Annotated in this window: 18 protein-coding genes; 10 read left to right on the plus strand and 8 right to left on the minus strand. The window is 64.2% G+C overall.

Going from position 1 to position 17,859, the window contains the following annotated elements; translation table 11 throughout:
• Window positions 1-28 precede the first annotated feature (28 nt).
• Complete coding sequence (locus RUGAMON1_RS17205) at window positions 29-904, plus strand: PhzF family protein (protein WP_445231654.1); 876 nt, start codon at window positions 29-31, stop codon at window positions 902-904.
• Between the two features lie 25 nt (window positions 905-929).
• Here the strand turns inward: RUGAMON1_RS17205 and RUGAMON1_RS17210 are convergent, their stop codons facing one another.
• From RUGAMON1_RS17210 to RUGAMON1_RS17225, 4 genes are all read right to left on the minus strand, one after another.
• Window positions 930-1,763 carry a response regulator gene (locus RUGAMON1_RS17210; protein WP_445231655.1) on the minus strand — a complete coding sequence of 278 codons (834 nt, stop codon included), beginning with the start codon at window positions 1,761-1,763 and terminating at the stop codon, window positions 930-932.
• On the minus strand, window positions 1,763-3,838 hold the full coding sequence (locus RUGAMON1_RS17215) for an ATP-binding protein (protein ID WP_445231656.1): 2,076 nt from the start codon (window positions 3,836-3,838) through the stop codon (window positions 1,763-1,765). Before RUGAMON1_RS17215 ends, RUGAMON1_RS17210 begins: the two co-directional genes overlap by 1 nt.
• A gap of 45 nt (window positions 3,839-3,883) precedes the next feature.
• Window positions 3,884-4,615, minus strand: a complete 732-nt coding sequence (locus RUGAMON1_RS17220) for a Crp/Fnr family transcriptional regulator (protein ID WP_445231657.1) — start codon at window positions 4,613-4,615, stop codon at window positions 3,884-3,886.
• Window positions 4,616-4,874: 259 nt separating this feature from the next.
• Window positions 4,875-5,090 (minus strand): cold-shock protein, encoded by a 216-nt coding sequence (locus tag RUGAMON1_RS17225; RefSeq protein ID WP_332854039.1) that lies wholly within the window; start codon window positions 5,088-5,090, stop codon window positions 4,875-4,877.
• A 395-nt stretch (window positions 5,091-5,485) separates the two neighbouring features.
• Between RUGAMON1_RS17225 and RUGAMON1_RS17230 the strand changes: the two genes are divergently transcribed.
• The 8 genes from RUGAMON1_RS17230 to RUGAMON1_RS17265 all read left to right on the plus strand — a co-directional run bounded on the left by RUGAMON1_RS17230 (window position 5,486) and on the right by RUGAMON1_RS17265 (window position 14,136).
• A complete protein-coding gene (locus RUGAMON1_RS17230; RefSeq protein ID WP_445231658.1) occupies window positions 5,486-5,872 on the plus strand; it encodes a response regulator in 387 nt (128 codons plus the stop codon).
• On the plus strand, window positions 5,872-7,023 hold the full coding sequence (locus RUGAMON1_RS17235) for an ATP-binding protein (RefSeq protein WP_445231659.1): 1,152 nt from the start codon (window positions 5,872-5,874) through the stop codon (window positions 7,021-7,023). The genes RUGAMON1_RS17230 and RUGAMON1_RS17235 overlap by 1 nt, the downstream gene beginning before the upstream one ends.
• A gap of 176 nt (window positions 7,024-7,199) precedes the next feature.
• Window positions 7,200-10,082 (plus strand): bifunctional diguanylate cyclase/phosphodiesterase, encoded by a 2,883-nt coding sequence (locus RUGAMON1_RS17240; protein WP_445231660.1) that lies wholly within the window; start codon window positions 7,200-7,202, stop codon window positions 10,080-10,082.
• 101 nt (window positions 10,083-10,183) lie between these two features.
• Window positions 10,184-10,828 (plus strand): TetR/AcrR family transcriptional regulator, encoded by a 645-nt coding sequence (locus RUGAMON1_RS17245; protein ID WP_445231661.1) that lies wholly within the window; start codon window positions 10,184-10,186, stop codon window positions 10,826-10,828.
• Between the two features lie 169 nt (window positions 10,829-10,997).
• The gene (locus tag RUGAMON1_RS17250) at window positions 10,998-11,651 is read left to right on the plus strand and encodes a protein-L-isoaspartate O-methyltransferase family protein (protein ID WP_445231662.1); all 654 of its coding nucleotides are present in this window, start codon (window positions 10,998-11,000) and stop codon (window positions 11,649-11,651) included.
• 15 nt (window positions 11,652-11,666) lie between these two features.
• Window positions 11,667-11,990 carry a rhodanese-like domain-containing protein gene (locus tag RUGAMON1_RS17255; protein ID WP_116992068.1) on the plus strand — a complete coding sequence of 108 codons (324 nt, stop codon included), beginning with the start codon at window positions 11,667-11,669 and terminating at the stop codon, window positions 11,988-11,990.
• A gap of 87 nt (window positions 11,991-12,077) precedes the next feature.
• Complete coding sequence (locus RUGAMON1_RS17260; protein WP_445231663.1) at window positions 12,078-13,391, plus strand: TolC family outer membrane protein; 1,314 nt, start codon at window positions 12,078-12,080, stop codon at window positions 13,389-13,391.
• A gap of 145 nt (window positions 13,392-13,536) precedes the next feature.
• Window positions 13,537-14,136: a hypothetical protein gene (locus RUGAMON1_RS17265; RefSeq protein WP_445231664.1), complete on the plus strand. Its 600-nt coding sequence runs from the start codon at window positions 13,537-13,539 to the stop codon at window positions 14,134-14,136.
• Here RUGAMON1_RS17265 and gloA read toward each other — a convergent pair.
• From gloA to RUGAMON1_RS17285, 4 genes are read right to left on the minus strand one after another with little or no spacing between them, the layout of a single operon-like run.
• Window positions 14,133-14,540 carry a lactoylglutathione lyase gene (gloA, locus tag RUGAMON1_RS17270; RefSeq protein ID WP_116992071.1) on the minus strand — a complete coding sequence of 136 codons (408 nt, stop codon included), beginning with the start codon at window positions 14,538-14,540 and terminating at the stop codon, window positions 14,133-14,135. The two genes, RUGAMON1_RS17265 and gloA, sit on opposite strands and share 4 nt — an antisense overlap.
• 58 nt (window positions 14,541-14,598) lie before the next feature.
• Window positions 14,599-15,030, minus strand: a complete 432-nt coding sequence (locus RUGAMON1_RS17275; RefSeq protein WP_445231665.1) for an OsmC family protein — start codon at window positions 15,028-15,030, stop codon at window positions 14,599-14,601.
• Window positions 15,031-15,042: 12 nt separating this feature from the next.
• Complete coding sequence (locus RUGAMON1_RS17280; RefSeq protein WP_445231666.1) at window positions 15,043-16,359, minus strand: PQQ-dependent sugar dehydrogenase; 1,317 nt, start codon at window positions 16,357-16,359, stop codon at window positions 15,043-15,045.
• An 11-nt stretch (window positions 16,360-16,370) separates the two neighbouring features.
• On the minus strand, window positions 16,371-16,622 hold the full coding sequence (locus tag RUGAMON1_RS17285; RefSeq protein WP_332854031.1) for a hypothetical protein: 252 nt from the start codon (window positions 16,620-16,622) through the stop codon (window positions 16,371-16,373).
• A 143-nt stretch (window positions 16,623-16,765) separates the two neighbouring features.
• On the opposite strand from RUGAMON1_RS17285, the gene RUGAMON1_RS17290 reads away from it, so the two are divergent.
• Window positions 16,766-17,851, plus strand: coding sequence for a DUF3667 domain-containing protein (locus RUGAMON1_RS17290; protein ID WP_445231667.1), 1,086 nt, complete (start codon window positions 16,766-16,768; stop codon window positions 17,849-17,851).
• The last annotated feature ends 8 nt before the right edge of the window (window positions 17,852-17,859 follow it).

A 17,859-nucleotide genomic window follows, 5' to 3' on the forward strand; every position in this document is an offset into this window, starting at 1 on the left:
GACCTAAATTCATGACAAAGGAGCCCCCATGATGGCATTGAAAGCTGGATTAATTGACGTGTTCGCCGATGCCCCGTTGAGTGGCAACCCGCTGGCCGTGGTGGAGAGCGCCGACGGACTGGGGGAGGATTTGCTGCGCCGCATAGCCGGCGAGTTCAACCAGGCGGAAACCACCTTCCTGATGCGCAGCGAAAGGGCCGACTGGAAGCTGCGCTCCTTTACCGCGAGCGGCGCGGAAGTCAGCGGCGCCGGCCACAACGCATTGGGGGCGTGGTTATGGCTGGGCTACCACGGCGCGCTCGGGCCGCTGGAGACGCCGATCACGCTGCACCAGGAAATCGGCGGCGAGGTTCTGCCGATTACGCTGGAGCGGCGCGATGGCAGGATCTACGGCAGCATGCGGCAGGCGCCGCTCAGGCTGGGCGCGCCGCTGGCCGGCGTGGACGGCCTGGCCGCAGCCCTCGGGCTGAGCGTCGGGCAGATCCATGCCGCGCCGCCGCCGCGTGCGGCCGACACCGGCGCACCGCACCTGATGGTGCGGCTGCGGGACAGGGCGGCGGTCGACCAGGCGCGGCCGGCGGCGCAGCAACTGCTGGCGCTACTGGGACCGGCGGGCGCCGAAGGCTGCTATGTGTATGCCTTCGACGAGGCCGCGCCGGCAAGCGCCTACGCGCGTTTCTTCAATCCCACCGTTGGTCTGTGGGAGGACTCGGCGACCGGCACCGCCGCCGGTCCGTTGGCGGCCTACCTCGGCGCGGAAGGGCTGCTGGCGGAGGACGGCGGCCTGCTGATCGAACAGGGCGCGAGCATGGGACGCCCGAGCGTGCTGCGGGTGCGCCTGGCGCCCGATGCCGTGTTGTCCGGGACCGGCATCGTGGTGTTTCGCGGCACACTCGTCGTTTGACCGGAGACGGGCGCGCGGCGCCGGCTTACGGTAGCGGGTCGGCCGCCCGCGCGGTGATGTCCAGGCCGATGCCGCGATAGCCGATGAAGCGCCCGGCCTCGTCGAAGCGCGGTTCGCCGCTGACCTGCAGATACTGTCTGGCGCCGGCGGCATCGATGCGGTGGTAGACGAAATCGATGAAGGGCTCGCGCCGGGCGATCAGTTCATCGAGTTCCCGGCGCTGCCCGGCGTCCCGGCCGCCGGGCGTGGCGATGGCGGTCACGCCGTCGTCCGCCAGTTGCAGGTCGAGCATTTCCAGCACCGGCCCGGAGATATTGGTGAAGCGCCCCTTGGCGTCCTGTTCCCAGTACCAGTCGGACGACAGTTCGGTGAAGCTCTTGAAGCGCGCTTCGCTTTCCCTCAGCTCGGCGGTGCGCTCGATCACCGTCTGTTCCAGCAGCTGGTTGTGCTGCGCCAGCCGTTGGTACAGCAAGCGCACTTCCAGCATGTTGCGGATACGGGTTTCCACCTCCACCAAGTCGAACGGCTTGCTGATGAAGTCGCGGGCGCCCGCTTGCAGCGCCCTGAGCTTGTGATTCGGCTGCGCCGTCAGCACCAGCACCGGCAGGTAGCCGCTCGGTTCGATGGCCTGCAGCTGCGCCATGACGGCAAAGCCGTCCAGCACCGGCATCTGCAGGTCCAGCAGGATCAGATCGTAGCGGTGCGCGGCATGCAGGCCGGCGACCTCGGTCGGATCCATGGTGCTGCTGACGCGGGTGTAGCCCGCATTGCGCAGCAACTCGCACAGCAGCAGCACATTGGCGTGCTGGTCGTCGACGATCAGCACATGCGCCTGCAGCATTTCCGATAGCGCGATCATCAGCCTTGCTCCTTGTGGTCCAGCGCCTTGCCGGCCGCGTAGTCCAGCGCCACGTCGAGCGCCGTCATGAATTCGTTAATATTGATCGGCTTGGTCAGATAGCGGAAGAAGCCCGCGCTCAGACCATGATCGATGTCGGTTTGTATGGCGTTGGCGGACAGCGCCAGCACCGGGATGTGCGCGGTCAGCCGGTCGGCGCGCAGTATCTTCAGCGCATCCAGGCCGCTGATGCCCGGCAGATTGATATCCATCAGGATCACGTCGGGCAGCGCGCTGCGGGCGAGATCGATGCCGCCCTGGCCGTCGACCGCGGCCAGCAGCCGCAGGTCGCTGCGGCGTTCGATCAGCTGCTCCACCAGATTCAGGTTGGCCGGGTTGTCCTCGACATACAGCAGGGTGCGCAAGGCGGCGTGGGGCGCGCCGCTGGTGCGCTGCTCGGGCGCGGGCGCCGCCGTCTGCGGCGCGGCGGCGTTGCCGGCGGTGGTGGCCAGTTCGAACCAGAACGTGCTGCCTTCGCCGACCACGCTGTCGACGCCTATGGTGCCGCCCATCAGCTCCACCAGTTGCTTGGTCACCACCAGGCCGATGCCGGTGCCTTCGGCGCTGCCGGCTTCCTGGCCCAGGCGGTTGAACGGCTGGAACAGCTGCTTGAGCTGCTCGGCGGACAAGCCGATGCCGGTGTCGGCGACGCTGACGCGCAGCCGTCCGCCGGGCAGCGGCGTGCAGCGCACGCTGGCCTGGCCGTCTGCGCGGTTGTACTTGATGGCGTTCGAGAGCAGGTTGATCAGCACTTGTTTGATGCGGGTGCGGTCGGCGTGCACGTAGTATGGATCGGCGCCGGCCGGGAAGTCGATCGTGATGCCATGCGACAGGGCTTGCGGCGCGATCATCACTTCGCAATCCTTCAGCACCTCGGACAGCGACATCGATTCCTGCACCATCGACAGCTTGCCGGATTCGATCATCGCCAGGTCCAGGATCTCGTTGATCAGGCGCAGCAGATACCAGCCCCCTTTCAGGATTTGCTCGATGGACAGCTTCTGCGCCGGCGACGGCAGCGGGGTCGCGGTCTCCATCAATTGCGCAAAACCGAGCACGGCGTTGAGCGGCGTGCGCAGCTCGTGGCTCATATTCGACAGGAATTCGGATTTGGCCAGGTTGGCCTTTTCGGCCGCCGCGCGGGCGCCTTCGAGTTCGACGTTTTTCTCCTGCAGCACGCGCTCGAGCTGCTTGCGCTCGGCGATGTTGCGGGCGGCGGCGAACACGCCCTGCAGGGCGTTGTCGCGGTCATGGAAGGTGGTGGCGTTGTAGGACACCGGCGTGGCGACGCCGTCGCTGCCGAGCGCGACCAGTTCGCAATCGATGACCTTGCCGTCGCGCAGCACCTGGCTGATCGCCGCGTCGGCCTGCGCGGGGTCGATGAAATACGTCTTGAACGGCGTGCCGATCAGCTGTTCGCGGCTGCGGCCGGTCAGCAGCACCATCTGGTGGTTGACGTCGCTGATCAGGCCTTGCGGATCGCAGGTCATCAGCGCGTCGATATTCGATTCGATCAGGCTGCGCGTGTAGAACTGCTGGTCGCGCAGGCGCTGGTCCAGCACCGCCTGTTCCGCTTCGGCGCGTTTGCGCTCGGTGTTGTCGGTGCCGATCAGCAGATAGCCGATGATGGCGGCTGCCCCGTCGCGCAGCGCGCTGATCGAGACGCTGGCGGCGAGGCGGCCGCCATCCTTGCGCAGGAAGGTCAATTCAACGATGTCCTCGACGCCTTGCGCGGCCTTGGCCAGCAGCGCCGGCAGGCCCGGCGGCAGTTCGATGCCCAGCTCGCTGCGCAGCGCGGCGGCGCGCTGGCGCATTTCTTCGGCGTCGGCCAGGCTGTCGGGGGTGACCGTGCCGACCACCTCGCCGGCGTGGTAGCCCAGCATGCGCTCGGCGCCGACGTTAAATATCTGAATCACGCCAGCCGCGTCGGTCGCGATGTAGGAAAAATGCGCGTTGTTGAAGATGGCATGCTGAAGCACGTCGGTCTGCAACGGCGAGGAGAGGCGGCGGTCGCCGGTGTGCTGGTGAGTGTCCATAGCGCTTTCGCTGAAAGGGTGTGAGGGGGGACGCCGCGCGGGCGGCTATCGGAAAGCGCCGGCGGCGGGCGCGGCAGGCAGCAGGCGGGCGAATTCCCGCTTGACGACGTCGTAACATTCGCAGACATCCTGCTCCAGCCCGGCGCGCCGCACCACCGTGATATGGCCGCGCCGGTAGCTGATGTAGCCATTGCTCTGCAACTTGCCGGCGGCGACCGTCACCCCTTCGCGCCGCACGCCCAGCATATTGGCGATGAGCTCTTGCGTGATCTTGAGTTCGTTGGTCGGCAGGCGATCCAGGGTCAGCAGCAACCACCGGCACAATTGCTGCTCGACGGTGTGGTGGCGGTTGCAGACCGCCGTCTGCGACATCTGCGTCAGCAATGCCTGGGTGTAGCGCAACAGCAGACGCTGCAACGGACCGCTGCGTTCGAACTCTTGCAACAGGATCGCGGCGCTGAGGCGGTAGGCGACGCCGCTGGCCTGGACCACGGCGCGGCTCGGCGTCGAGTTGCCGCCCATGATCAGCGCCACGCCCAGCATGCCTTCATTGCCGACGCCGGCGATCTCGGACGAGCCGCCGTTTTCCAGCAAGTAGTGCAGCGAGATCACGGCGCTGACCGGAAAATACACATGGTGCTGGCGGTCGCCGGATTCGTACAAGGCATCGCCGACCAGCAGCGGAACAAGTTCCAGATGGGGCGCCAGGCGCGCGTAGTCTTCGGCGGGCAAGACCTTCAGCAGCAGGTTGCGTGTGGGATCGTTCAGATGAGTCATTAAATATTCCTAGTACGGAATATTTCAAAAACGAAAGACTCCTTGCTCAGCGTACCATGTAATTGCTGTTTCGCCCGCACGATAGGCGCCGGGCGCCACGCTGAAAACGGGGAAGCAAGCGCCGGACGTGTTGTTTTCAGGCGTCAAAAAGCCCGCGCAATGCGGGCTTTTTGAATGCGCAAGCCGTGCTAAACCATTTCCCCCGCACCCTGGCTATCTGCCAGGTGTCCGCGGCCGGTTGGAGCGTGGCCGGGCTCTGTTAGTTGACAACCTGGATGTTGCCTGCTTTTTCGCCCTTGGGGCCGACGCTGCGCTCAAACGACACGCGCTGATTTTCGGACAGGCTCTTGAAGCCGGTCGATTGGATGTCCTGGAAGTGGGCGAACAAGTCTGCGCCACCTGCATCCGGCGTAATAAAGCCGAAGCCCTTGGCGTCGTTGAACCATTTGACGATACCGGTTTGTTGAGTGCTCATGAGTTTTCCTTCAATGATAAAAATATAGGCGACATTGCCATGCAGGCACTTGGAACCAAGAAATTAAAACCGAAGGAGATAAAACTGGACGGCTTAGTATAAAGCCATGCGGAGTTGAGACCGACAAGATTACGACTTGATGCAAGTACGAGACTCACTATACATGGCTATCACCGGATTACCTAATGTTATATATATTTAATTCTAAAACACCGCATCCTGGTTTGATCGCGGCCCGGGGATTTTATATTGCCTCGCCGCGGCTATCATTCTGTTTGCGCAATGTACGGTAGCGTACGGATTTTAATCCTGTAATAGCTAACCCTGTAGAGGGGTCAGCTTTTCCCCCAGCCGATCATTTTCTTCGGTGCCAAAGGCTACAACCGGAGATGGCGATGATTTTAATAGTGGAAGACGATATTGATCTGGCGGAAACCTGCTCGATGTTATTGGAGAGTTCCGGCTACGAGGTGCGGGTGGCGCACGACGTTGAGGAGGCGCTGAGGAAAATCGGCGAGCAAAAGCCGGATCTGTTGATCTCGGACTGCATCATGCATGGCCGCACCGGCCTGGAATTAAGCCAGCAATTGCGCGAGCAATACAGCCGCAGTGCGTTGCCGATTCTGCTGATGAGCGGATCGTTGCGCAGCCAGGTCGCGTACGGCGACAGTTATGACGCTTTTATCGCCAAGCCTTTTTTGGCCGAATCCTTGCTGCTGCAGATAAAGAAACTATTGAATGAAGGCGATGCCGCGGTATTAAAGACGGGGCAGAGCGAATAATGAAATTATCCGGGTTTATCCTGTCGAATCTTGAACCGATATTAAAAGAATGGGAAGAGTTCGCGGCGTCGCTGGCGCCGCTGGAGGACGCGACCCGGGTCCAGTTGCGCGATCATGCGGCCGCCGTGCTGCGGGTTATCGCGCACGACCTTGATACGCCGCAGGAGGAGTATCAGAGCATTGCAAAGTCCAAAGGGCTGGCCAAGACTGCCGGCGCCGATACGGCGGCGGAAACCCATGCCGAGGAGCGGGTCGCGGCGGGATTTTCCGGTGAGCAGGTTATGGCGGAGTACCGGGCGCTGCGCTCGAGCGTGCTGCGCTTGTGGGCGCGCAGCACGGACCTGACGACGCCGGACGACTTTCAGGACATGATACGGTTTAACGAGGCGATCGATCAGGCCCAAACCGAGTCCATGGCCCGCTATTCACGCATGTTGCGGGAGGCACAGAACCTGTTCCTGGCCATCCTCGGGCATGACGTGCGCACGCCGCTCGGTGCGGTCAGCATGGGCGCCCAAGTGCTGCTGATGGACCAGACCTTGCCGTCCAAAGCGTTGAAAGTCGGATTGCGCATCCTGAACAGCTCGAAGCGCATGGACGCGATGGTACGCGATCTGCTCGATTTCTCGACCACGCACCTGGGCGAAGGGATACCCATCGATCCGCGCACGGTCGACCTGCTGGAAATCTGTCGCCACACCATGGATGAAGCCAAGACCTTCCACCCCGACCGCCAGTTCGAACTGACGGCGGACGGTCATTTCGTCGGCGCATGGGATGCGCAGCGCATGGGCCAGGCGTTTTCCAATCTGATCTCGAACGCGATTGAGCATAGTACGCCGGGCAGCGCGATCCGGGTCTCCATCGTCGGCCTGGCCAACGAGGTGGTCTATCAGGTGCAGAACCAGGCGGAACTGCTGTCGGCGACGAAGTTGCGGACGCTGTTCGACCCGATCAAACGGTTTGCGATTCGCCCGACAAGCGAACGGGTCGGAGCGCGCATGCAGAACCTGGGTTTGGGCCTGTATGTGGTGAAGGAAATCGTCAGCGCCCATGACGGCAAAATATCCGTCACTTCCAGCACCGATGGCGGCGTCACCTTTACTGTGCGTTTGCCGCGGCAAACGCCGCATCGCGGACTCGGCGGCTAAGCGCGGCGGCGCCGGGAAATTCAAATAATGCCTTCGGCCCGGTCGAACTGTGCAAGAATGAAACACGCGTCGGAGCGCTCAATATATCGACCGTCCATTGCTAAAATGGAAATGTATCTCTCTCACCATTTTCCGTCCCTCCGCTGAACCCTCGGAGCTAGAACAAGGAGAGCGCAATGCAAAGGCTCATACGGCGGGTGCGCTTTTCCGTGTCGCTGTCGGCCCTGCTGACCCTGCTTATCGGCCTGGCCTTGACGGCGGCCCTGTTCGTCACCGTCCGGCAAATCGAGGCGGCCCGGCAAAATGCCCAGTTCCAGCAAAACGCCAAGCTGCGCATCAACGCGGTGGTCGGCGGCATGCGCGACGCGGTCGCCCAGATCGAGGTGCTCAACCAGTTGTTTGCCACCTTTGGCATCATCAGCCGCGAACAGTTCCATCGCTTCACCGCGCCGCTGCTGGAGCGCTCGCCGCAAATGCTGGGGCTGTCCTTCCAGCGCCTGGTCCAGTCCGGCGACCGCGCCGCCTATGAAACGGCCATGCGCCGCCGCTATCCGGGCTTTGCGCTGACGGAGCTGGTGGACGGGCGCGTACGCCGCGCCGGCCCGCGCGATGCCTACCTCGTCATCGACTACCTGGAACCGCTGTTCGGCAATGAAAGCATGCTGGGACTGGATACGGCGCCGATGGCGGAGCTGGCCGCGGCGCGCCGCCTGTCGCGCGAGCGCGGCGGCACGGCCGCCTCCGGCATGCTGCCGCTGCTGTTCGCCAGCAGCAAGCCGGCTGGCTTCCGCGTGCTGTCGCCGGTGTTCTGGCAGGGCGCGCCGATCGACACCGCGGCGGCGCGCCAGCGCGCGGTGGTCGGTGAAATCGTCGCCGAGTTCCGCGCCGACGGCCTGCTTGAACCCGTGCTGCAGGCGCAGGGCTTCGCGCCGCAGCAAGGCATGAGCATGCTGTTGTATGCCGCGCCGGACGGCGTGGCGCCGCGCCTGATCGCGCGCTACGGCGATGTCCCGCCCGCCCGGACCGGCCCGGCCCAGGGCCGCTCCGTGTTGCCGCAGTGGCTGTTCTATGACCGCCCGGCGCCGGTGACGTTGCGCTTCGCGCTGGCCGACCAGGCCTTGCTGGTCGAGGCCAGCCAGGCGGAAATGTTCTTCGCCGACGGCCACAACGGGTCGCTGTACGCGCTGCTGGGCGGCTTGCTGTCGACCGCGTTGGCGGCGGCCTATGTGTATGCGCTGGTGTCGCGCATCGCCACCATCGAGCGGGTCACGCGCGAACGCACCGCCGCGCTGGAGTTTGCCAATCTGCGCCTGGCCGAGGACGTCGCCCAGCGCGCCCAAACCGAGCAGGGGCTGCGGCTGCGCGAGCGCGTGATCGAGGTGTCGGCCAACGCCATCATCCTGTGCAGCGCCCAGGCGCCGGAGTACCCGATCGAATACGTCAACCCGGCGTTCGAACGCATCACCGGCTTCAGCGCGCAGGAGGTGCTCGGACGCAGCCTGGATTTCCTGCACGGCAGCCAGCAATATCAGGGCAATATCGAGCAGATCCACACCGCCTTGCGCGAGCAGAGCGAAGGCCATGCGCTGGTGCGCCATCACCACAAGAACGGCGGCGGCTACTGGAGCGATCTGTTCGTGGCGCCGGTGCAGGACCAGAGCGGCGCCGTCAGCCATTTCGTGGTGGCCCAGTACGATATTTCGGCGGCGATGGGTTACGAGGCCGAGATCGAGTACCAGGCCACCCACGACAGCCTGACCGGCCTGGCCAACCGCAATTTGCTGCGGACGCGCTTGAATGACGCCATCGCCGGCGGACGGCGCCGCAACAGCTCGTTCTGGATCGCTTTCCTGGACCTGGACCGGTTCAAGTTCGTCAACGACACCCTGGGCCACGAGGCGGGCGACAGCCTGCTGAAAATCATGGCCGCGCGCCTGCTGGGCTGCGTGCGCGAAACGGACACCGTGGCGCGCCTGGGCGGCGACGAATTCATGCTGGTGCTGCCGGAGAATCCCGAGGACGGCACCGGCGTCGCCGTGCTGACCCGCATCATGGAGGCGGTGGCGCTGCCGATCCTGGTGCAGGACCACGAATTCTTCCTCACCTGCAGCGTCGGCGTGGCGACCTACCCGACCGACGGCGACAGCGCCGACAGCCTGACCCGCTGCGCCGACATCGCCATGTACCGCGCCAAGGAAATGGGGCGCAACGCCTTCCAGTTCTACACCGCGCAGATGAACGAGCGCACGCTGGACCGGCTGAAAATCGAGGCCGACCTGCGGCGCGCGCTGGAGCGCGAGGAATTCGTGCTGCATTACCAGCCGCAACTGAGCTTGAGCAGCGGCCAGATCGTCGGGATGGAGGTGCTGCTGCGCTGGAACCATCCGACCCAGGGCATGATCGCGCCGACCCGCTTCATCGGCTTGGCCGAGGACATGGGCCTGATCATCCCGATCGGCGCCTGGGTGCTGCGCACCGCCTGCCTGCAGACCATGGCGTGGCAGCGCGCCGGCTGGCCGGCGCTGCGGGTGGCGGTCAACCTGTCGCCGCGCCAGTTCGTCCAGCATACGCTGGTGCAGTCGATCGCCGACCTGCTGCGGGAAACCGGCATGATGCCGCAGCTGCTGGAGCTGGAATTGACCGAAGGCACGGTGATGAGCGATGTCGACAGCGCGATCGACATCCTGCGCGATCTGAAGGCGCTCGGCGTGCATATCTCGATCGACGATTTCGGCACCGGCTATTCCAGCCTGTCGTATCTGCGGCGTTTTCCCATCGATGTGCTCAAAATAGACCAGTCCTTCGTGCGTGAACTGAACATTGACGCCGACAGCGCCTCCATCGTGCGCGCCATCGTCACGCTGGCGCATAGCCTGCGCTTGCAGGTGATCGCGGAAGGCGTCGAAAACGAGGCGCAGCTCGATTTTCTGCGCTCCGAAGGCTGCGACCTGATGCAAGGCTATTATTACAGCCGTCCGATCAGTTCCGACCAGTTCGAGCAGCTGTTGCGCCTGGACCGGCGCCTGCCGACCCTGCCGGCCGAGCCGCCACGCCTGTAAGCCGGGCTGGCGCGGCCGGCCGCCGACGCTCGCGTTGCTTGACGCTGCCCGCCCTTGCGCTTATATTAATGACTTATAAGTAAGTTAAATCGAGTACACCCATGCAAGCCCCTCAAGATACGAAGCCACGCTGGGAGCGGCGCAAGGATGCGCGGCCGCAGGAATTGCTGGCGGCGGCGCTGGACCAGTTCGTCGAGCGCGGCTATGCCGGCACGCGCCTGGAAGACGTGGCCAAGCGCGCCGGCGTGTCCAAGGGCACGCTGTACCTGTATTTCGCCAACAAGGAAGAACTGTTCAAGGCCGTGGTGCGCGAGAACATCGTGCACGCCATCGGCGAGGCCGAGCAGGAAGCGGCCGGGTTCGACGGCCCCAGCGCCGAGCTGCTGCGCATTATCCTGATGAAATGGTGGAACCAGATCTGCGCCACCCACCTGGCCGGCATCACCAAGCTGATGCTTGCCGAAGGCAACAACTTCCCCGAACTGGCGCAGTTCTACAACGAAGACGTGGTGGCCCGGGGCAATGCCGTGATCGCCAGCGTGCTGGTGCGCGGCATCGCGCGCGGCGAGTTCCGCCCGGTCGACCCGGCCGTGATGACGCCGGTGCTGGTGGCCCCGGTGCTGATGTTGATGATGTGGACCCACTCCTTCATGCCGACCTGCGCGATGCCGGCGATCGACCCGCAAGCCTTCATGGCGACGCTGATCGACGTCACCCTGCGCGGCCTGGAAGCGCCGCAGCCGTGAGCCGCCCGCCCCGCGATTTGCGCCCAGCTTGCCATTTTGGTAGGTTCAACCCCCTTAAACTGCAGACTGTCGCAATTTTCCCCGAACCCGCCGTCATATCGTTAATATGTGCCTCGATGCCAGTTCAACGATAAAATGACGGATTATTTAATCCGACCAGAGTCATAAGATGAATATCGAACAAGCCCGCTTCAACATGATCGAACAGCAAATCCGCCCTTGGGACGTCCTCGACACGAGTGTGCTGGATCTGCTGATGGTGGTGAAACGCGAGAATTTCGTGCCGGCCGCGCACAAGGCGCTGGCGTTTGCCGACACCGAAATCCCGCTGCCGGGCGGCCAGGCCATGCTGAACCCGAAGGTGGAAGCCCGTCTGCTGCAAGACGTCAACGTCAAGAAGCATGAGAGCGTGCTGGAAATCGGCGTCGGCTCTGGCTACATGGCGGCGCTGCTGGCGCACAAGGGCCGCCACGTGACGGCGGTGGAAGTGTCGCCCGAGCTGAAAGCGCTGGCGGAAAAGAATTTGGCCGACAACGGCGTCACCAACGTGACTGTGGAACTGGGCAATGGCGCCCAGGGCTGGAGCAACGGCGCGCCGTTCGACGTGATCGTCGTGACCGGTTCGCTGCCGGAGCTGCCGCCGGCGTTGTTGCAACAATTGAAAGTGGGCGGCCGTCTGGCGGCCATCATCGGCCAGTCGCCGGCGATGAAGGCGCAGCTGATCACCCGCACCGGCGAAGCCGGCTACGACACGCGCACGCTGTTTGAAACCGACGTCAAAGCGCTGGCCTCGGCCACGCAGCCGTCGCAGTTCAAGTTTTAAGCGGGGCGGACCAGCATGCAGCAGATCACCGCTCTGGAACTGGCCGACTGGCTGGCGGACGATGCACGGCCCAGCCCGATGTTGCTGGACGTGCGGGAAAACTGGGAATTCGACACCTGCCGTATCGACGGCTCGGTGCAGATCCCGATGAATACCATACCGGCGCGCATAGACGACCTGGATGAGGATGCGGCGATCGTCTGCATCTGCCATCACGGCGCGCGCAGCATGCAGGTGGCCGCCTTCCTGGAGCGTAACGGCTTCGGCAAGATGGTCAACCTGACCGGCGGCATCCACGCCTGGGCGCTGCAAGTCGACAGCACGATGGCCAAGTATTAAGTGCCGCGACGCTAAAAATGAGCGCGGCGCTAAGGTAGTGTGTTTTTGATTTGATCAACTTTTTTGACGACTCCAACGGAGAATGCAATGCAGAGACCCCTTATCGCCGTGCTGATCACCAGCGCCTTCTTGACGCTCAACGCACAGGCGGCCGACCTGATCCAGGTATATCAGCAAGCGCTGGCCAATGACGCCACGTATGCCAGCGCCCGCTCGTCGCTGACCGCCGGTCAGGAACGGATTACCCAGGGGCGCTCCGGCCTGCTGCCGAACATTTCGGCCAGCGGCAGCAACGTGCGCAACAGCGGCGACCTCAGCACGCCGCTGGCCGGCACCTATTTCAAGAATGACGCCGATAATCACAGCAATTCCTACACCGTGCAATTGACCCAGCCGCTGTTCAACTGGGCCAGCTGGCAGACCTATCAGCAGAGCAAGCTGGCACAGGCCACCGCCGAAGCCACCTTCGCCCAGGCCCAGCAAGACCTGATCACCCGCGTGGCGCAGGCGTATTTCGACGTGCTGACGGCGCAGGACAACCTGACGTCGACCCAGGCGCAGAAAGTGGCAACCACCGAACAGCTGGCTTCGGCCAAGCGTAATTTCGAAGTCGGCACCCAGACCATCACCGATACCCACGAAGCGCAAGCGGCGTATGACCTGGTGGTGGCGCAGGAATTTGCCGCCATCAACGACCTGGACAACAAGCGCACCGCGCTGCAAGTGATCATCGGCCAGACGCCGGGGGAACTGGCGCCGCTGCGCACCGGCGTGACGATCAGCGCGCCGTCGCCGGCCGCGGTGGAACCATGGGTCAGTTCGGCCGAGGCGCAGAACTATGCCGTGGTGGCCGCCAAGCTGAACGTGGAAATCGCCAAGCGTGAAATCGAGCGCAACCGCGCCGGCCACATGCCGACCGCGAATCTGATCGCCAGCAACACGCACCAGTCGGTGACGTCGGTCCAGCGCAGCAACAACAACGCCATCGGCGTCAGCTGGAACGTGCCGATCTTCAGCGGCTTCGCCGTCACCAGCAAGGTGCGCGAAACCATCGCGCTGGAAGACAAGGCCCGCAACGACCTGGAAGCGACCAAGCGCGCCGCCTCGCAGAACGCCCGTTCGGCCTACCTGGGCATGAACAGCGGCCTGGCGCAGGTCAAGGCGCTGGAAGCGGCCGAAGTGTCGAGCAAGTCGTCGCTCGATTCGAACAAGCTGGGCTACCAGGTCGGCGTGCGTATCAACATCGACGTGCTGAACGCCCAGAAGCTGCTGTACTCGACCCAGAAGGATCTGGCCAAGGCCCGTTACGACACCATCATGAACGGCCTGCGCCTGAAGTCGGCAGCCGGTTCGCTGAAGGAAGACGACCTGGCGCCGATCAACGCCCTGCTGGCGCACTAAGCCGCGCCGAGGTCCACACGAAAACGCCGGCTGCACCGGCGTTTTTTTTCGTCTGCCGGCCTGCTCAAGCCGTATCGCGTGGACGGCAATGCCCGGACGTTGTACCATCCGGCGAATTGTTATCAAATAAATACAGGCCGCCGCCATGCAAACCGACTCTCCCGCCGTCCGCAGCACCGCAGGTACTTTGCTGACCTTGCTGCTGGCGCTGGTCGCGTCGGTCTGCATCGCCTGCGCCATTGTCTATGTCGCGCTGGACGCGATACCTTGTTCGTGGTTCGGTTCGACGTTCGAAGGCGCCTGCGGCTTCCGCGCCATGATGATGGGCGTGGCCGCCAGCGTGGCGCTGAGCGCGCTGCTGTTCCTGGTTTTTGTCGTGCTGTACTTCAGGTGGCGGCCGGCGGGCCCACCCGCGCCTATGCTGTCGGAGCAAGAATCGACGGACGCGCCGCGCCTGCTGCTACGCTGGCGCGCGGTGTTCGCGCTGTTGCTGGTGGCCCATGCGCTGCCGTTGTTGGACATGGTGGGGTTCCACTATCCGTGGCAATTCTCGTCCGGCCTGTGGTGGCTGGGCATGCTGTTGTTGTCGGTTAACGCGGTGATGGTCTACCTGGTCGCCAAACTGTACCAATACCAGCCGGCCGTGCTGGCGCTGGCGTCCGTGCTGATCGGCGTGATCGGCGCCATCGGCGTCTTCATCTTCCTGCATACGGCCGGCGGCAAAAGGCCGGCCGCAACAACTTAGAGTCCGGCGCCCTGACCGTCGAAACTGCGTTCGATCAATTCGATCTTGTAGCCGTCGGGGTCGGTGACGAAGGCGATCACCGTCGAGCCGCCCTTGACCGGACCCGGCTCGCGCGTGACGGCGCCGCCGTTGGCCTTGACGGCGCTGCAGGCGCTGACGATGTCGTCGGCCGAGATCGCGATGTGGCCGTAGGCGGTGCCCAGCTCGTAGCTGGTCTGGCCATAGTTGTAGGTCAGCTCGAGCTCGGCGTGCTCCGGATTGGAGCCGTAGCCGAGGAAGGCCAGCGTGTACTGGTACTCGGGATTGTCGCTGGTGCGCAGCAGCTTCATGCCGAGTACCTTGGTGTAGAAATCGATCGAGCGCTGGAGGTCGCCGACTCGCAGCATGGTGTGCAGAATACGCATAGAGGTCTTTCGTGGGAACGGAGAAACCAGAATTCTATGCGTTTTGCCGCAACCCTGCTCAGCTCTCCAGCCGCGCGTCCAGCGTGATGTGGGTGTTGAGCAGCTTGGAGACGGGACAGTTGTCCTTGGCCTTGAGCGCCGCCGCCTCGAATTTCTGCTGGTCGGCGCCGGCGATCCTGGCCACCAGGTTAAGGTGGACTTCGGTGATCGCGAAGTTGCCGTCCACCTTGTCGAGCGTGACGGTGGCCGTGGTGCTGAGGTTTTGCGCGGTCAAGCCGGCCTCGGCCAGGATGCCGGACAGCGCCATCGTGAAGCAGCCCGCGTGCGCGGCGCCGATCAGTTCCTCCGGATTGGTGCCGGGGCCGTCTTCAAAGCGCGAGTGAAAGCCATACTCGACGTTGTCCATGACGCCGCTTTGGGTGGAAATCTTGCCGCCGCCGTCCTTCAGGCCGCCGCTCCATACTGCCGAACCCGTGTGTTTGCTGCTCATGATGTTGACTCCTTATTTGCTTGCGGTTGTGGTAGCGGAAGGCGCCACGCGCCAGATGATGTTGCCGACGTCGTCCGCCACCAGCAGCGCGCCTTGTTTGTCGACCGCCACGCCGACCGGACGCCCATGCGCCTTGCCGGTGTTGTCGAGGAAGCCGAACAGGAAATCTTGCGGCGGGCCGGACGGCTTGCCGCCGGCGAAAGGCACGAACACCACTTTGTAGCCGCTGTGGGGCTTGCGGTTCCACGAGCCGTGTTGGCCGATGAACACGCCGCCCTGGTAAGAGCGGGGGAACAGGGCGGCGTCGTAGAACGCCAGCCCCAGCGAGGCGGTGTGGCCGCCCAGCGCATAGTCGGGCGCGATCGCCTTGGCCACCAGCTCCGGCTTCTGCGGCGAGACGCGGCGGTCGACGTGCTGGCCGTAGTAGCTGTACGGCCAGCCGTAGAAGCCGCCTTCCCGCACCGAGGTCATATAGTCCGGCACCAGGTCGTTGCCCAGCTCGTCGCGCTCGTTGACGGTGGTCCACAGGGTTTTGGTTTGCGGTTCCCAGCCCATGCCGTTGGCGTTGCGCAGGCCGGTCGCGTACAGGCGCGCCTTGCTGGTGGCGATCTCCAGCTGCCAGATGGCGGCGCGGCCGGTCTCGGCGTCGACGCCGTTCTCGCCGACGTTGCTGTTGGAGCCGACCGTGACGTACAGATACTTGCCGTCCGGGCTGGCGACGACGTTCTTGGTCCAGTGGTGGTTGATGGTGCCGGCCGGCAGGTCCATCACCTTGACGCCGGGCGTGTGGATAGCGGTCGCGCCCGGCTGATAGGGGAAGCGCAGGATGGCGTCGGTGTCGGCCACGTACAACTGGTCGCCGACCAGCGCCATGCCGAACGGCGAATTGAGGCCCGTGATGAACACGCTATGCGTTTGCGCGGCGCCGCTGGCGTCCAGCCCGCGCAGCAGCGTGATGCGGTTGGCCGACTCGCCGACCGCGCCGGCCTTCTTCATTTCATGTTTCATGATCGCGCCCTTGATGCCCTTGCCGTCGTCAGGCTTGGGCGGGGCGTTGGTCTCGGCCACCAGCACGTCGCCGTTGGGCAGCGTGTAGACCCAGCGCGGATGGTCCAGCCCGCGCGCGTAGGCGGTGACGTTGAAGCCGGGCGCGGTGCGCGGCCGGTCCTGGCCTTTCCAGGCGTCGACCGGCGCCACGTTGACGGTGGGGATCAGCGTGCGCTCCGGCTCCGGCAGCACGGCGTTCGGGCCGTAGCCGGTCGGATAGGTCTGGGCAAATACCGCTGGCGAGGCCAGCAAAGCGGCAATGGCCGCGTGGATGGATTTCATGGCGGCGCCGGTCAGTCGCGTTTGTTGCCGGGTTGCGGCTGGGCGGTGGCGGGGACGGGACCGGGGGCGCGGGTTTTTTCCACGCCGGGCTGGTTGTGCAGGTCGGTGTCGACCAGGCCGCGCTCGATGTCGCTGGCGGCCTGCTTCATGACGTTGCGCGGCTTGGCGTCCTGGGCGTCGGGCGCTTCGTCGCGCTCGTGCGGCAGGCGTTTGACGCCGTCGTTCTCGACCTTGGCGTCCGTGTTGACGTGCGCGTCTTTCATGACGTTCTCCAAATCCTGTGGTTGTAAGCCATCTTAACCAGTTGTTTTTTCCACCGTCGCAGCATTGAATCCTGACAACTATCGGCTGAAGTCGTTTATCATTTGTTCACTTTTTTCCACGCCTCTACGATCAGGATGTTTGCATGAGCACTGCTGTGACTTCGGAACACGACGCCCACGCGCCACCGGCCAATTGCCCCAACTGCGAGGCGGTGGTCAGCGGCCATTTTTGCTCGAACTGCGGCCAGGAAGCCATCCTGCACCACGCCAGCACGCGCGAGTTCCTGCACGAGTTCGTCGGCCACTATGTGGCGCTGGAGGGCAGGCTGTGGGGCACGGTGATGCGTCTGCTGTTCCGGCCGGGCGCGCTGACCCTGGAATACATCCGCGGCCGCCGCGTGCGCTTCGTGCAGCCGCTGCGCCTGTACCTGACGCTGAGCTTGCTGTTCTTCGCGATCATGAAGTTCTCCGGCGGCTTCAATCCGGGCGTGGGCGACAACGACAAGCCGGAGACGGTGGTGGCGTCCAGTACGGCGGACGCGGTCGGCAAGGTCGCCGATGCGCAGGCCAAGGCGGCCGAGAAGCTCCAGGCGCTGACGCCGGAAGAGCAGCATGGCAAGGCCGCCGCCGAAGCGGCGATCGGCGACATGCAAAAGGACTTCAAGCTGGAGGAATCGGCCACCGCCGCCGCGCGCGCAACGGCGAGCGACAAGGGCAAGGGCAAGGACCAGGAGATGAATGATCTCAACTTCACCGTGTTGGACAAGGACGGTGATTTCCTGAACCGCTGGCCCAAGCTCAGGCACAAATGGCAGGCGTTCGAAGACCTGCCGGGCGGCGAAAAGGGCAAGGTCTTCACGGAAGGCTTCTACCACTACGCGCCGTATGCGATCTTCTGCCTGATGCCGGTGTTCGCGCTGTTCCTCAAGGTGCTGTACCTCGGTTCGGGCAAGCGCTTCGGCGAGCACCTGCTGTTCGCGCTGCACACCAACGCCTTCGCCTTCTTCATCTACAGCGTGATCCTGCTGGTGCCGTTTGGCCTCGTTGGTTTCGTGCTGTGGTGCTGGCTGCTGGGCTACCTGCCGTGGGCCATGCGGCGCGTGTACGGCGGCAGCCGCTGGGGCGTGTTCCTCCGCTGGGGCACGCTGATGACCTTCTATTCGATGGCGATCGGCCTGGCGATCCTGCTGTCGATGCTGGGCGGGGTCATGACGCTCGGCGGCCACTGAGGTCCTTG

Origin of the sequence: Duganella rhizosphaerae, assembly GCF_040364205.1 — a bacterium.
GTDB lineage: Bacteria > Pseudomonadota > Gammaproteobacteria > Burkholderiales > Burkholderiaceae_D > Rugamonas > Rugamonas rhizosphaerae.